Below are 14217 nucleotides of genomic sequence, written 5' to 3'. Positions count from 1 at the left end.
TTCCGCTTTTCCTTCTCTTCTTTCGCGGCCGTTCACGTCAGGAGCCTGATATCAGGCTCGCGGGACGCATATCCGTCCAGTTCCCTTCGACATGGGCCAGGCAATCCGCCCGTGAACTCGCCTCTTGCACGACGGTCCAGCCAGGGGGCACATCAAGCCCCGCGGGCCAGATCGAGTGCTGATTCTCTGCGTTCACGAGGACAACATATTGCGCACCATCATCTTCAAAGGGATTGCTGGCCATTTACCTTAAACCCTCCAGAAATCCTAAAGAATCCCATTGCGTCCGCAGGGATCATTGCCCGGAGGGTCTAATTCCATCAAGCAATTGTGACATGGATCACAAGACGTAAAAGGCCAAGACAGTGCGATATGACCGAATTCTGTCGGGGCCGAATCAAGCCACTTGTGAGAGGCGCTCTTGACCGCACTCCACGCCACCGGCACCGCGCTTTGCAATTTGCCGACAGGCGTCAAGCGGTTTTCCCGCGTCTACGCCGAAGCGCGCCGCTTGGCCGTGGTCTTCTTCGCGGCTGCGGTCTTCTTCGTGGTGGCGGTCTTCTTCCGCGTCGCCGCCTTCTTGGCGGTCGACTTGGCGGTCGGCTTCGCGGTCGACTTCGCGGTCGACTTCTTGGCGGAGGCGCTCTCCTTCTTCGCCGAGGCCGAGGCCGACGTCGACTTCTTGCCACCCACCTGCTTGGGCGCCGCGGGCGCCGACGTCTTCCTGGTGCGCCCGCCACGGCCCTTGAGGGGGGTCACTTCGGCCACGTCGCCGCCCGCGCCGCCCGCATCGCCCTCCGCGTTCTCGCCGCGCGCCGTGCGGGCCGCGCGGACGCTGTTCTCCAGGGCGGCCATCAGGTCGATGACCTTGCCGCCGCCCGACTCGGCCGCAGGGGACTTCTCCTCGGGGGCCGTGCCCTCGGCCTTGGCGGCGACGAGCTCCTCGACCGCCTCGCGGTAGTCGTCGTGGAGCGTGGAGATGTCGACCTCACCGAGGGTGTCCATCAGGGCGTCCGCCAGGTCGAGTTCGGCGTCGCGCACGGTGACGTGGGAGTCCGGGGCCACACCCTCGGGCTCGCGGATCTCGTCCGGCCACAGCAGCCCGTGCATGGCGATCACGTCGTCGACCACCCGCAGCATGCCGAGCCGCTCCTTGCCCCGGAGCGCGAACTTGGCGATGGCCACCTTCTTGCTCCGCTTGAGCGCCTCGCGCAGCAGGGTGTAGGGCTTGGCGGCGGGGACGCCGTTCGCCGAGAGGTAGTACGCGGTGTCCATCTGCAGCGGGTCGATGCGGTCCGCGGGCACGAAGGAGACGATCTCGATCGTCCTCGCGGTCGGGATCGGCAGCGCGGCCAGGTCCTCGTCCGTGATCGGGATGATCGAGCCGTCCGCGTCCTCGTACCCCTTGCCGATCTCCGCCGACGTCACCTCGCGGTCCTCCAGCTCGCACACCTTGCGGTAGCGGATGCGGCCGCCGTCCTCCGTGTGGATCTGGCGGAAGGAGATCGAGTGGTTCTCGGTGGCGTTCACGAGCTTGATCGGGATGCTGACCAGGCCGAAGGAGATCGCACCGTTCCATATGGATCGCACGTCCGGCACCTCTCGCTGGGATGGGGGCGGGAATGGGGGCGGTCGGTTTGTACCGTTTTATGGGACTCTCATCGTATGACGCCGATCACAGAGGTGGAGGGGCGGCGGCTCGCGCTCAGCAATCTGGAGAAGGTCCTGTATCCCGCGAGCGGCTTCACCAAGGGCGAGCTGCTGCACTACTACGCGAGCACGGCCGACGCGCTGCTCCCACACCTCCGCGACCGGCCCGTCTCCTTCCTGCGCTACCCCGACGGCCCCGACGGCCAGCGGTTCTTCACCAAGAACGTGCCGCCGGGAACCCCCGACTGGGTGCGGACCGCCGAGGTGCCGCGCTCCGACAAGATCGCGCGCCAGGTCCTCGTACAGGACCTGCCCAGCCTGATGTGGGCGGCCAATCTGGTCACCGAGTTCCATACGCCGCAGTGGCGGGCGGACGCCCCGAGGCAGGCCGACCGGCTGGTGCTCGACCTGGACCCCGGCCCCCCGGCCACCGTCGTGGAGTGCTGCCGGGCGGCGCTCCACCTGCGGGAACGGATGGCGGCCGACGGGCTCCACGTGTACGCCAAGACATCGGGGAGCAAGGGGCTGCACCTGCTCGTCCCGCTGGAGCCGACGCCCTCCGAACGGGTCACCGCGTACGCCAGGGAGCTGGCCGTCGAGGCCGAGCGGGAGCTGCCCGCCCTCGTCGTACACCGCATGACGCGCAGCCTGCGCCCCGGCAAGGTCTTCGTCGACTTCAGCCAGAACGCGGCCGCGAAGACCACCGCGACGCCCTACACGCTGCGGGCCCGCCCCGAGCCGACCGTCTCCACCCCGGTGACGTGGGAGGAGGTCGAGGGCTGCGCCGACCCCGGGCAGCTGGTGTTCACCGCCGGCGACATCGCGCCCCGGCTGCGGCGCCACGGCGATCTGCTCTCCCCCCTCTTCGACGCCGGCCTGGCACGGCCGCTGCCCTCCGGAGCCGCGCGGTGAGCCCGCCCCGGCCGGTGCGGGTCGCCCTCGCCGAGGCCGTGAGCGCGCTGCCGGAGGGGGACGGCTGGGCCTACGAGCCCAAGTTCGACGGGCACCGGCTGGTCGTCCACCGGGCGGCGGACGGCCGGGTGACGCTGCAGGCGCGGTCCGGGCGCCTGGTCACGACCGCGTTCCCCGACCTCGCCGACGCGGCGGCCCTGCTGCCCGCGGGCACGACCCTGGACGGCGAGGTCGTGGTGTGGACGGGCGGGCGCGTCGACTTCGCGGCCGTGCAGCGGCGGGCCGCGGCCACCCGCGCGCGGGCCGCCGCCCTCGCGCGGACCCTGCCCGCTTCGTACGCCGCCTTCGACCTGCTCGCCGAGGCCGGCGACGACATCCGCGGCTTGCCCTACGAGGAGCGGCGGGCCCGCCTCGTACGACTCCTCGGACCGCTCGGGCCTCCCCTCCAGGCGGTCCCGTCGACGACCGACCGCGACACCGCCCTGACCTGGTACGAGACGCTGCCGGCGACCGGCGTCGAGGGCCTGGTGATCAAGCGGCTCGACGGGGCGTACCGGGGCGGCACGCGCGCGTGGCTGAAGCTGCGGCACAGCGACACCCGGGACGCGGTGGTGGTCGGCTGCACGGGGAACCCGGCGCGGCCCCAGGCCCTGGTCCTCGTGCTGCCCGGGGACGGCACCCCGGTGGTGTCGTCACCGCTGTCCCCCGCGATGCGGTCGGCCGCGGCGGGGGCGCTGCCGCCGCCTGCGGGCGAGGGCGTCGCGACGGCGATCGGCATCGGCGAGGTCACCTACGCGGCGCTGCCCGCGGAGCCGGTGGTCCTCGTCGAGGTGCGGCAGAACACGACGCGGCACGCGACGGCGGTCGTGGTGCGTTTCCGGTAGGAACCCGCCGGCCGTACGCGCTGTGACCGGCATCACCATTAATCAAGTTTGACTAGCCGAGTTTTTCGGCATACCTTCCCTGTCAGTAGTCAAACTTGATGAATCACCGAAGCCCCCGAACGACGAGGAGAGCGCGTTGACCTTCCTTCCCGAGACCGGATACGTCCCGACCGCCGAGGACCGCGCGAGCCTGGACGCCTGGTTCGCCGAGTACGACGCGCACAGCGCGAAGCGCGACGTCGAGCGCATGGCCGACCTGGCCGTCTTCCCGCTCAACCTGGTCAGCGACGACTCCACGGGCGACGGGCGGGCGGCGCAGTGGGACCGCGAGCAGTTCGTGGCGACGATGACGCACGTGATGGGCGACGGGAGCGCGGACATCACCTTCGAGTCCACACGCACGCCCGTCTTCCTCTCCCCCGCGATGGCCGTCGTCTTCACCGACTCGGTGATGACGGCGAACGGCGAGACGCAGCAGCTGCGCTACGCCGACATCCTGATCAGGCGCGGCGGGTCCTGGGCCTTCCAGACCATGATCCAAGGCGGCTGGGGCGACAACCTGTAGCCGGACCCCCGCTCAGACCCGCCGCCAGGTGTGGCGGTCCCTGGCCAGTGCGTGCAGGGCCTCCACATCGGCCGGTTTCAGTACCCCGCCGAGGCGGGCCAGAGCCGGCAGGTCGCCCTCGCGCAGCACTCTCACGTCGCGCGGGGGCGCCGCCACGTCCAGGTCCGCGACCCCCGTCCCGGCCAGCGCGAGGACGGGGCGGACCTCCGCCGTGAGCGCGAAGGAGGCACGGCCCGCGTCCGAGCGGATCGTGCGCAGCAGGGGCACGGGCTCGCCGCGGCCGACCGTGACCATCGGGTCGGCGATGCGCACCCGCTGCTTGCGGACGGCGAGGGTGCCCACGCAGAACAGGCCACCGGGGCCGATCAGCAGATGGTGGATGCGGGCGCCGCCGGGCAGCGGCAGGGAGTGCAGCACGCGCCAGCCCGCGCCCTCGAGCCCGTCCAGGGCGTCACCGACCGTCTCCTCGGCGGCGAGCGCCCGGTGCCGGGGGTCGGCGCGCAGCCTGCGGGCGGGGACGGGGTCGCGTTCGAGGGCGATCCTGAGGGCCTCGCCGGGGCGGTTCGGGGCGAGGTCGTCGTCCGGGTGGAGCGCCATGCGGGCCAGTTCGACGGGGGTGGGGACCGGCGGCGGGCCCACCGTGACCTGGCCGGTGAGGAAGGGCGCGAGGGCGTCGAGGACGTCCGCCTCGCGCTCCTCGCTGAGCAGATTGACGCGGGACGCGTCGCGGTCGTACCACGCCACGTTCCTGCCGTCCGTGAGGCACACGTACAACCGCTCCTGCCCGTGCCGCCAGGTCGGTACGACGCGCAGTCCACTCATGCCGCATCACCCCCCGACCATGGGAACAGCCCTCGCGCTCCCGGGGCAAGAACCCGGTCGCGGCGGAAGGAAGTTGGGGCGTCTTTGCGCCGGTTCCACCGGTCCAGGAGTGAAGTCCCTCCGATCCCGTAACGGCACTGCCTGCACAGCTATGGCGCGCTGTTACATAGCCGCCGAATCGCCGCAATAGCGGACATCTAACTTCGTAGCTGTCCCCCCGATCGCACCGGAGCGACCAGCCGCCCGACCGTAAGGAACCTCCCGTGAGCACCAACAGCCGCCACACCGTCCTCCGTACCGCCGCCGTCTCCGCCCTCGTCGGCGGGGCGCTGCTCGTCCCGGCCGCGGGCGCCTTCGCGTCGGACTCGCCCGCGCCCGAGCCCACGGCGTCGCAGAGCCAGAGCCCGGCCACGGGCCAGAAGCCCACGGAGAAGCCGACGCAGAAGCCCGGGGCGGAGGTCTACGAGGTCACCCTCGGCAACGGCGCGAAGGCGAAGATCCAGAACCGCGGCGGCTCGTACGTCGCGACGATCACCGTGAACGGCAAGCAGATCGCCACCCTCTCCTCCACCCACTCGACGGTCACCTCGGGCGGCGTGCGCTACGAGCTGTACCCCTCCAACGGGCACATCGGCATCACGTACCTGAAGGGCAAGGACGGCAAGGACCAGAAGGTCACCCCGCAGCCGAAGAACGACCAGAAGCAGCAGCACCGCACCGGCGACAAGACCGTCACCCCCAAGGGCGGCGTCAAGGCGGGCGCCGAGGGCGTGCGCACCGCGGGCGACCCGGCGTTCCTGGTGGCCGGCGGCGGCATGGCTGCGGCCGGTGCCGCGGGTCTCGGCTTCGCGATGCTGCGCCGCGGCCGCACGGACGCCTGATGTTCCTGGGGCTCCGCCCCAGACCCCGCTCCTCAAACGCCGGAGGGGCTGATGTTCGGCCCCCCTCTCCCCTCAGGAGTCCCTGTGCGCACCCCCACCGACTTCGAGCCCGCCCCCGCCGAGACCCCCGCCGGGCAGCGTCGCCACACCACGCGCCTCGCGGCCTCCGCGGCCCTGGTCGCGACTCTCGGCATCGGCCTGATCGCCTGCGGCCAGGGCGGCAGGAGCGGCGACCCCGCGCCCGACGTGAAGGTGCACAACGCCGCCACCACGCAGGCCAAGCAGGCCGTCGCCCCGCTCAAGGCGTCCAAGCCGACCGGCCTGCGGATCCCCTCGGCGGACGTGAACGCCACGTCGATGCTCGACCTGAGCGTGGGCGCGGACCACGAGCTCCAGGTGCCGCCGGTCGACAAGGCGGACGAGCCCGGCTGGTGGACCGGCGGGGTCACACCCGGCGAGAAGGGCCCCGCCGTGATCGTCGCGCACTACGACACCGCGAACGGTCCCGCGCTGATGAGGAACGTCGCGAAGGTCAAGGTCGGCGACGCCGTCGAGGTCCCGCGCGCGGACGGCAGCACGGCGACGTTCAGGGTCCGGGAGATCCAGCAGGTCGACAAGAAGGACTTCCCCACCAATAAGGTGTACGGGGCGACCGACCGACCCGAACTGCGCCTGCTGACCTGCGGCGGGCCGATCGTGGGCGGTCACCGCTCGGACAACATCATTCTCTACGCCGACCTGGTGTCGTGACAACAGGCCTGGTGACACGACAGGCCGCACCCCGCGGCAGGCAGGAGTGCAGTGAACCGCAGCCGGCTCGCGCTCGCCGCCGCCTTCACCGTGACCGCCGCGCTCCTGGCGGGCGGCTGCGGCGATCCCGGCGGGCTGCGGAGCGCCGGTGCGACACCGACCGCCGAGGGGCCGACCCGCCTCTGGCCCGACCTGCCGCCGCCGTCCGCGCCCGCCGAGGACTACGGCGCCATAGAGAGCGTGAAGGTCACGGGCGTGCGGGTGCCCGGCGGTGATCTGCACAAGGTGAACCCGGTCGACGTGGTCCGCGCGGACTTCGACGAGAACCCGGGGACGTACGAACCCTCCGACTCCGCCTACCAGGAGACCCTGGCACGGCTGGAGAACTGCGCCGCCGAGGACTCCGGCACGAAGGAGAAGTGCCCGGTCCTCGAGGCGTACTACCGCGATCTGACCGGCGACGGCAAGGACGACCTGATCGTCGGCGTCTCCACCCCGGACGACAACCTCGACATCCGCGTCTACGCCGAGGAGGGGCGGCAGCTGACGCAGATCATGGAGATGAGCGACGCCGTCCTCGGCGTCGAGCTCGCAGGCCGTGACCTGATCATCCGCGCCGTCTCCAGCCTGCCGGGGTACGAGTACCACACGGTGTGGTCCTGGGACGCGCACCAGAAGGCGATGCTGCCCACCAGCGACGAGATCGTCCGCTCCAAGAACGCGCCCCGCCCCAAGTCGCCGCGGCCCTCCCCCGCGAGGCCCTCGGAGAGCGCGACGGGCGGTGCCCGATGAGCCACCGGCAGCCGCGCAGGCCGCGGCTTCCCGCCTGGACGGCGACGCTCACCTGGAAGGCCGCCGTCTTCATCACCGTCATGTGCTGCGCGCTCGCCGCGCTGCTCGGCGCGCTCGTGCACGTCTCGGTGACCAACCAGACCGTGGGCCAGGCCCGCGAGCGCGCCCTCTCCCACCTCGAGGAGGTCACCGAGCGGTACGAGGCGGGCGACCGGCTCGGCCCCGGCGCGGGCGTCGACCCGCCGGGCCTGCCCGACAGCCTGCGCGACCTCGCGGTGAGCGGGCAGCGCGCCACGATGGTCGCCGCGCACGAGTCCCGGCCGACGATGTGGGCCGCCGGGCCCGCCGACGGGGGCCGGGCCATCGCCGTCCAGGTCGACTACGCCCAGGGCGCCCGCACCATCGACGGGCTCGACCGCGCGATCCTCGGCTCGTCGGTGCTCGCGATCGGCGCGACGCTGCTCGTCGGCGCGTTCGCGGTGACGCGCGTGACCCGGCGCCTCCACCAGACGGCGCAGGTCGCGCGGCGGATCAGCGCGGGCGACCTGGACGCGCGCGTCAACGACCCGCACTCCGGGCCGCAGGCCGAGGGACCGGTCCGGCACCAGGACGAGGTCGCGGCGGTCGCGGGCGCCCTGGACACGATGGCGTCCTCGCTGCAGGGCAAGCTCCTGAGCGAGCAGCGGTTCACCGCGGACGTGGCGCACGAGCTGCGCACCCCGCTGACCGGTCTGCACGCGGCGGCCGAGCTGCTGCCGCCGGGGCGGCCGACCGAGCTGGTGCGGGACCGCGTCGCCGCGCTGCGCACGCTCACCGAGGACCTCCTGGAGATCTCCCGGCTCGACGCGAAGAGCGAGCGGGTGGACCTGGACGCCCATCACCTCGCTCCACTGGCGGAGCGGGTCGTACGTTCTTCCGGGGAGGGCACGGAGCTGGTCGTCGTGCGTGACGTCTGCGTGGAGACCGACCGGCGGCGACTGGAGCGGGTGCTCGGGAATCTCGTGGCCAATGCCCAGAAGCACGGGCGGGCGCCGGTGCTCGTGACCGTCGACGGGCCCGTGGTCACCGTGCGGGATCACGGTGACGGGTATCCGGAGTATCTGGTGGAGCACGGTCCTCAGCGGTTCCGTACCGAGGGGACGACCAAGGGGCATGGCCTTGGGCTGACGATCGCGCTCGGGCAGGCGGCGGTTCTCGGGGCGCGGCTCAGCTTTGCCAACGCGGAGGACGGTGGGGCGGTGGCCACGTTGCGGCTGCCGTACGAGGAACCGCCAGAGGGTGAAGCCCCGTAAGGGGCGCGGGGAGCCGCGCGACCAGCCACGACTGACCCGCAGACTCCAGTCCGGACCGCTGAGAACGGAACGTGTGCCTTTGCGTGCGCACCGTGCCCCTTTTAGGGTGAATCGCGGCTTTCCTACCGCCGCACCCCTTCCCCGAGGAGGCCCCATGTCCCTGCGGACCGCCACCACCCGGCTCGGCATAGTCGCCGCCGGCGGCGCCCTCACCGCTCTCGCCGCCGCCGGTCCCGCCCTCGCCCTGGACGACGCCAACAACCACCCGCCCGTCTACAAGGGCCGCGTCACCGCCAAGACCGGACTCCTGCTCCGCGACGCCCCCACCCGCGGCAGCAAGGTGATCCGCAGCGAGCCCCACGGCAAGGTCGTCACCATCTTCTGCAAGACGACCGGCGACCACGTGGGCCGCAACAACCTCTGGTACCTGCTCACCGACGGCACCTGGGCCTGGGGCGCCGCGCACTACATCGCCAACATCGGGCAGGCGCCGCGCTGGTGCTGACGACCTCATCGCCCCGCATGGCCGACATAGTCGACATAAGCGGACTTTAGGGCCGGTTGCTTGCTACGTTCCCGGCATGACCGGAACAAGCACGGGCTCCGCACCTCCCGCGGTCCCCGCCGTCCGCGTCCCCAAGCGCCGTGGCACCGAGCTCGCCCTGCTCGTCGTCGCCGTCCTCCTCTCCGTGTACGGCTACTGCGACGTCGGCCTCGCCAGGAACGGCACCGTCCCGCCCGGCGCCGCCGGTTACGGCGCCGGGCTCGGTGTGCTCGCCCTCGTCGCGCACCTCGTCGTCCGCTTCCGCGCCCCGTACGCCGATCCGCTGCTGCTGCCCATCGCGGTACTCCTCAACGGCCTCGGGCTCGTGCTCATCTACCGGCTCGACCTGGAGACCCCGCACGACGAGGCCGCGCCCACCCAGCTGATCTGGTCGACCATCGGCGTGGCCCTGTTCATCGCCGTCGTCCTCTTCCTGCGCGACCACCGCGTGCTCCAGCGCTACGCCTACCTCTCCGTCGTCACCGCGCTGATCCTGATGATCGTGCCGATCTTCTTCCCCGCGGTGAACGGCGCCCGCATCTGGATCAGGATCGGCGGATTCTCCATCCAGCCCGGCGAGTTCGCCAAGATCCTGCTCGCGGTCTTCTTCGCCAGCTATCTCGCGGCCAACCGCAACGCCCTCGCCTTCACCGGCCGCACCCTGTGGAGGTTCAGGCGGCTGCAGCTGCCCACCGGGCGCGTGCTCGGGCCCATCGTCGCCATCTGGCTGCTGAGCGTGGGGGTGCTCGTCCTGGAGCGCGATCTCGGCACCTCGCTGCTCTTCTTCGGGCTCTTCGTGATCCTGCTGTACGTCGCCACGGGCCGCATCGGATGGATCGCGGTCGGCCTGCTGCTCGCCGGGCTCGGCGCGTTCGCGGTCGGCTCCCTCGAACCGCACGTGCACAGCCGGGTCGAGGACTGGCTGCATCCGTTCGCGTCCATCGACGCGGGGCAGGGACCCAACCAACTCGCCCAGTCCCTCTTCGCGTTCGCGGCCGGCGGGATGCTCGGCACCGGGCTCGGGCTCGGGCACTCCGTCCTCATCGGCTTCGCCGCGAAGTCCGACTTCATCCTGGCGACGGCGGGCGAGGAGCTGGGCCTCACCGGGCTCTGCGCGATCTTCCTGCTCTACGCCCTGCTCGTGGAGCGCGGCTACCGCGCGGGGCTCGCCCTGCGCGACCCCTTCGGGCGGCTGCTCGCGGTCGGGCTCGCCTCGATCGTCGCCCTGCAGGTCTTCGTGATCGCCGGTGGCGTCATGGGTCTCATCCCGCTCACCGGCATGGCGATGCCGTTCCTCGCGCAGGGCGGCTCGTCCGTCGTCACCAACTGGATCATCGTGGCGCTGCTGATCCGGGTCAGCGACTCGGCGCGCAGCCAGCCCGTCGGTGAGGAGGCCACGTGACCAGGTACATCCGGCACGCCGCCGCGTTCTGCGCGCTGCTGCTCATCGCCCTGCTCGTCAACGCCACCCGCGTCCAGGTCGTCGAGTCCGAGTCCCTCGACGACAACCCCGCCAACCGGCGCAACGCCATCGTCCGCTTCGGCCAGCCGCGCGGCGACATCATGGTCGACGGCCGCGCGGTCACCGGGTCCAAGGACACCGGCGAGCAGCTCCGCTACGAACGGACGTACACGAACGGGCCGTTGTACGCGCCGGTGACCGGCTTCGCCTCGCAGGTGTACGGCACGACCTTCCTGGAGAACGCCGAGGACGACATCCTCTCCGGCACCGACCCGATGCTCGCCCCGCTCCCCTTGTGGAACGACATCACACGCGCCCAGAACCCCGGCGGCAAGGTCGAGACCACCATCAAGGCGGCGGTGCAGCAGGCCGCGTACACGGGACTCGGCGGCAAGAAGGGCGCGGTCGCCGCCGTCGAGCCGTCGACGGGCAAGATCCTCGCGCTGGTCAGCACGCCCTCGTACGACCCCGAGCGGCTCTCCGGCACCGGCCGGTCCGTCGCGGACGCCTGGGCGGAGCTCAACGACAGCGCCGACAAGCCGATGCTGAACCGCGCGATCCGCCAGACGTATCCGCCCGGGTCGACGTTCAAGGTGGTCACGGCCGCCGCGGCGCTCGACAAAGGCGTGGTGACGGACATCGACGCGGCGACCAGATCCCCCAATCCGTACACGCTCCCCGGCACCACCACGCAGCTGACCAACGAGGTGGACGGCTGCACCGACGCGACCCTGCGCTACGCCTTCGAGTGGTCCTGCAACACGGTCTTCGCCAAGCTCGGCGTCGACACGGGGCTCGGCTCGATGGCGGGCACGGCGAAGAACTTCGGCTTCAACGACGACGGCCTGAGGATCCCCTCGTCCGTCTCCGCCAGCAACTTCGACACGTCCATGGACGACGCGCAGCTCGCGCTCTCCTCCATCGGGCAGTACGACACCCGGACGACCCCGCTGCAGATGGCGATGGTCTCGGCGGCCGTCGCGAACGGCGGCTCGGTCAAGTCGCCCTACCTGGTGGACAGGACGACCACGGACGACGGCGACGTGGTCGACACCACCGGATCCAAGTCCCTGCACCAGGCGATGAATCCGGGCACGGCGGTGCAGCTGCGCGAGATGATGACGGACGTCGTCGAGGAGGGCACGGGGACGAACGCGGCGATCCCCGGCGTGACGGTGGGCGGCAAGACGGGCACCGCCCAGCACGGCATCGACAACTCCGGTACGCCGTACGCCTGGTTCATCTCCTGGGCGCAGGCCGACGGCGACCCGGAGCCCTCGGTGGCGGTCGCGGTGGTGGTCGAGGACGCCTCGGCCGACCGGGGCGACATCAGCGGCGGCGGCAGCGCGGCACCGATCGCGAAGTCCGTGATGGAGGCGGCCATCAGCGCCGGTCGGACCACGCGGCCCTGACCCCGCTCAGCCCGCCCCGCCGGACGCGATGGCGTCCCGCACCTCCGCGACGCGCTCGCGCTCCTCGGCCGCGAAGCGCTCGGCGTCCAGCTTCTCGGCGATCTCCTCGTCCTGCGCCATGAGCTGGTCGAGACTGGCGTCGCCCATCGCGAAGACGCCCATGTCGACGTAGGCCTGCTGCAGGCGCTTGCCCCACAGGCCGATGTCCTTGACGCACGGGACGATGCGGGAGAACAGCAACCGCCTGAAGAGCGCGAGGAACTCGGACTGCTCGCTGTACTCCTCCGCCTGCGCCTTGGGGATGCCGAAGTTCTCCAGGACCTCGACGCCGCGCAGCCGGTCGCGCATCAAGTAGCAGCCCTCGATGACGAATTCCTCGCGCTCGCGCAGCTCCGCGTCCGTGAGCTGCTTGTAGTGGTCGCGCAGGGCCATCCGACCGAAGGCCACGTGCCGGGCCTCGTCCTGCATGACGTACGCCAGGATCTGTTGGGGCAGCGGCTTGTCCGTGGTGTCGCGGATCATGCCGAAGGCCGCGAGCGCGAGGCCCTCGATCAGGACCTGCATGCCGAGGTAGGGCATGTCCCAGCGGGAGTCGCGCAGCGTGTCGCCCAGCAGGGACTGGAGGTTGTCGTTGATCGGGTAGAGCATCCCGATCTTCTCGTGCAGAAAGCGGCCGTAGATCTCCGCGTGCCGCGCCTCGTCCATCGTCTGGGTCGCGGAGTAGAACTTCGCGTCCAGGTCGGGGGCGGACTCGACGATGCGCGCCGCGCACACCATCGCGCCCTGCTCGCCGTGCAGGAACTGGCTGAACTGCCAGGAGGCGTAGTGCTTGCGCAGCTCGCCCTTGTCCTTCTCGGTCATCTTCGCCCAGTGGGGCGTGCCGTGGAGCGACAGCGACTCGTCGGGGGTGCCGAGGGGGTCGAGCGGGTCGACCTCCAGGTCCCAGTCGATGCGCTTGGCGCCGTCCCACTGCTTGTCCTTGCCCTTCTGGTACAGGGCGAGGAGACGGTCGCGCCCTTCGTCGTACTCCCAGCCGAGGCGGGCCGAACCGGCCGACGGAACTTGCCAGTTGGGCTCACCAGGGGGCCTGGTGTAAAGCTCATACGTCGACATGACGGCAGGCTCACACGTTACTGGACAGGCGGTCAACAAGTCGTGCGCAAGGGATTGACGGCCTTGCTGACAGGCAGTCTCATAAGAAGTGACCGCCGGTAACCCGCGACAAGGCAGGGACAGTCATGACGACCGTGACGGAAGACCTCTCGACCGAAGGCCTGCGGGACGCGCTCGGACTGCTCAAGGACCGGGAGCAGGTCGCCCTGCGGCTTCTGGAGTCCTCCGCCAAGCACTCCTTCGACCCCGACAAGGAGCTCGACTGGGACGCCCCGGTCGAGGAGGGCAAGTGGTTCTGGCCGCCGGAGCTCGTCTCCCTCTACGACACCCCGATGTGGAAGCGGATGTCGCAGGAGCACAGGCTCGACCTCGCCCGGCACGAAGCGGCCTCCCTCGCCTCGCTCGGCATCTGGTTCGAGATCATCCTGATGCAGCTCCTCGTGCGCCACATCTACGACAAGTCCGTGACCAGCGCCCATGTGCGGTACGCACTCACCGAGATCGCCGACGAGTGCCGGCACTCGATGATGTTCGGGCGGATGATCCAGAAGGGCGGGGCCCCCACGTACCCCGTCACGCGCCTCAACCACAACCTCGCGCGCGTCCTGAAGACGGTCTCCACGACCCCCGGCTCCTTCGCCTGCACGCTGCTCGGCGAGGAGATCCTCGACTGGATGCAGCGGCTGACGTTCCCGGACGAGCGCGTCCAGACGCTGGTGCGGGGCGTGACCCGCATCCATGTCGTCGAGGAGGCACGCCATGTCCGGTACGCCCGCGAGGAGTTGCGGCGCCAGATGGTCACCGCGCCTGCCTGGGAACGCCAGTTGACCCGCCTCAGCTGCGGTGAGGCGGCCCGCGTCTTCTCCATCGCCTTCGTGAACCCCGAGGTCTACACGAACGTCGGGCTCGACCGTCGGGAGGCGGTCGCGCAGGTGAAGGCGAGCGGGCACCGCAGGGAGGTCATGCAGACGGGGGCGAAGCGGTTGACGGACTTCCTGGACGACATCGGTGTGATGCGGGGGGTCGGGCGACGGCTTTGGCGGTCTTCGGGGTTGTTGGCCTGAGTTCTTCGGCCGCGGGTTGTGTGTGGTTGATCGCGCCCACGCGGCGGAGCCGCATATGTCACAGCCTCGCGCCC

General features: G+C 70.9%; 15 protein-coding genes. 11 read left to right on the top strand and 4 right to left on the bottom strand.

The window, feature by feature from the left end; genetic code table 11:
* Positions 1-37 precede the first annotated feature (37 nt).
* Together ACZ4D5_RS20855 and ku are read right to left on the bottom strand one after the other, a co-directional pair.
* Complete coding sequence (locus ACZ4D5_RS20855; RefSeq protein ID WP_467773853.1) at positions 38-244, bottom strand: MbtH family protein; 207 nt, start codon at positions 242-244, stop codon at positions 38-40.
* 248 nt (positions 245-492) lie between these two features.
* Positions 493-1590 carry a non-homologous end joining protein Ku gene (ku, locus tag ACZ4D5_RS20850; RefSeq protein ID WP_467773852.1) on the bottom strand — a complete coding sequence of 366 codons (1098 nt, stop codon included), beginning with the start codon at positions 1588-1590 and terminating at the stop codon, positions 493-495.
* Positions 1591-1665: 75 nt separating this feature from the next.
* Between ku and ligD the strand changes: the two genes are divergently transcribed.
* From ligD to ACZ4D5_RS20835, 3 genes are all read left to right on the top strand, one after another.
* Entirely contained in the window at positions 1666-2562 is an 897-nt protein-coding gene (gene ligD, locus ACZ4D5_RS20845; RefSeq protein WP_467773851.1) for a non-homologous end-joining DNA ligase, read from the top strand.
* Complete coding sequence (locus ACZ4D5_RS20840; RefSeq protein ID WP_467773850.1) at positions 2559-3446, top strand: ATP-dependent DNA ligase; 888 nt, start codon at positions 2559-2561, stop codon at positions 3444-3446. The genes ligD and ACZ4D5_RS20840 overlap by 4 nt, the downstream gene beginning before the upstream one ends.
* Positions 3447-3582: 136 nt before the next feature.
* Complete coding sequence (locus ACZ4D5_RS20835) at positions 3583-4011, top strand: nuclear transport factor 2 family protein (RefSeq protein ID WP_467773849.1); 429 nt, start codon at positions 3583-3585, stop codon at positions 4009-4011.
* A 12-nt stretch (positions 4012-4023) separates the two neighbouring features.
* On the opposite strand, the gene ACZ4D5_RS20830 is transcribed toward ACZ4D5_RS20835, so the two are convergent.
* Complete coding sequence (locus ACZ4D5_RS20830; protein ID WP_467773848.1) at positions 4024-4833, bottom strand: nuclease-related domain-containing protein; 810 nt, start codon at positions 4831-4833, stop codon at positions 4024-4026.
* 263 nt (positions 4834-5096) lie between these two features.
* On the opposite strand from ACZ4D5_RS20830, the gene ACZ4D5_RS20825 reads away from it, so the two are divergent.
* From ACZ4D5_RS20825 to ACZ4D5_RS20795, 7 genes are all read left to right on the top strand, one after another.
* Entirely contained in the window at positions 5097-5714 is a 618-nt protein-coding gene (locus ACZ4D5_RS20825; RefSeq protein ID WP_467773847.1) for a hypothetical protein, read from the top strand.
* 84 nt (positions 5715-5798) lie between these two features.
* Positions 5799-6464 (top strand): class F sortase, encoded by a 666-nt coding sequence (locus ACZ4D5_RS20820; protein WP_467773846.1) that lies wholly within the window; start codon positions 5799-5801, stop codon positions 6462-6464.
* A gap of 51 nt (positions 6465-6515) precedes the next feature.
* Complete coding sequence (locus ACZ4D5_RS20815) at positions 6516-7256, top strand: hypothetical protein (RefSeq protein WP_467773845.1); 741 nt, start codon at positions 6516-6518, stop codon at positions 7254-7256.
* Positions 7253-8548 carry an ATP-binding protein gene (locus ACZ4D5_RS20810; RefSeq protein WP_467773844.1) on the top strand — a complete coding sequence of 432 codons (1296 nt, stop codon included), beginning with the start codon at positions 7253-7255 and terminating at the stop codon, positions 8546-8548. The genes ACZ4D5_RS20815 and ACZ4D5_RS20810 overlap by 4 nt, the downstream gene beginning before the upstream one ends.
* Positions 8549-8702: 154 nt before the next feature.
* Positions 8703-9053, top strand: coding sequence for an SH3 domain-containing protein (locus ACZ4D5_RS20805; protein ID WP_467773843.1), 351 nt, complete (start codon positions 8703-8705; stop codon positions 9051-9053).
* A gap of 76 nt (positions 9054-9129) precedes the next feature.
* Positions 9130-10494: an FtsW/RodA/SpoVE family cell cycle protein gene (locus tag ACZ4D5_RS20800; protein WP_467773842.1), complete on the top strand. Its 1365-nt coding sequence runs from the start codon at positions 9130-9132 to the stop codon at positions 10492-10494.
* Positions 10491-11966 (top strand): peptidoglycan D,D-transpeptidase FtsI family protein, encoded by a 1476-nt coding sequence (locus ACZ4D5_RS20795; RefSeq protein WP_467773841.1) that lies wholly within the window; start codon positions 10491-10493, stop codon positions 11964-11966. The genes ACZ4D5_RS20800 and ACZ4D5_RS20795 overlap by 4 nt, the downstream gene beginning before the upstream one ends.
* A 6-nt stretch (positions 11967-11972) precedes the next feature.
* On the opposite strand, the gene ACZ4D5_RS20790 is transcribed toward ACZ4D5_RS20795, so the two are convergent.
* Complete coding sequence (locus ACZ4D5_RS20790; protein ID WP_467773840.1) at positions 11973-13079, bottom strand: ferritin-like domain-containing protein; 1107 nt, start codon at positions 13077-13079, stop codon at positions 11973-11975.
* A gap of 125 nt (positions 13080-13204) precedes the next feature.
* On the opposite strand from ACZ4D5_RS20790, the gene ACZ4D5_RS20785 reads away from it, so the two are divergent.
* On the top strand, positions 13205-14143 hold the full coding sequence (locus tag ACZ4D5_RS20785; RefSeq protein WP_467773839.1) for an AurF N-oxygenase family protein: 939 nt from the start codon (positions 13205-13207) through the stop codon (positions 14141-14143).
* The last annotated feature ends 74 nt before the right edge of the window (positions 14144-14217 follow it).

The organism is Streptomyces sp. NPDC025651 (assembly GCF_055558735.1).
Note: the sequence above shows the minus strand (reverse complement) of the source record. Positions and strands in the feature narration are given on the sequence as shown.

What these genes read in the sequence shown, in the direction of transcription:
- ligD (WP_467773851.1), top strand. Translation starts at nt 1,666, where the DNA reads ATGACGCCGATCACAGAGGTGGAGGGGCGGCGGCTCGCGCTCAGCAAT.
- ACZ4D5_RS20790 (WP_467773840.1), bottom strand. Translation starts at nt 13,079, where the DNA reads ATGTCGACGTATGAGCTTTACACCAGGCCCCCTGGTGAGCCCAACTGG.
- ACZ4D5_RS20800 (WP_467773842.1), top strand. Translation starts at nt 9,130, where the DNA reads ATGACCGGAACAAGCACGGGCTCCGCACCTCCCGCGGTCCCCGCCGTC.
- ACZ4D5_RS20810 (WP_467773844.1), top strand. Translation starts at nt 7,253, where the DNA reads ATGAGCCACCGGCAGCCGCGCAGGCCGCGGCTTCCCGCCTGGACGGCG.
- ACZ4D5_RS20785 (WP_467773839.1), top strand. Translation starts at nt 13,205, where the DNA reads ATGACGACCGTGACGGAAGACCTCTCGACCGAAGGCCTGCGGGACGCG.
- ACZ4D5_RS20830 (WP_467773848.1), bottom strand. Translation starts at nt 4,833, where the DNA reads ATGAGTGGACTGCGCGTCGTACCGACCTGGCGGCACGGGCAGGAGCGG.
- ACZ4D5_RS20805 (WP_467773843.1), top strand. Translation starts at nt 8,703, where the DNA reads ATGTCCCTGCGGACCGCCACCACCCGGCTCGGCATAGTCGCCGCCGGC.
- ACZ4D5_RS20855 (WP_467773853.1), bottom strand. Translation starts at nt 244, where the DNA reads ATGGCCAGCAATCCCTTTGAAGATGATGGTGCGCAATATGTTGTCCTC.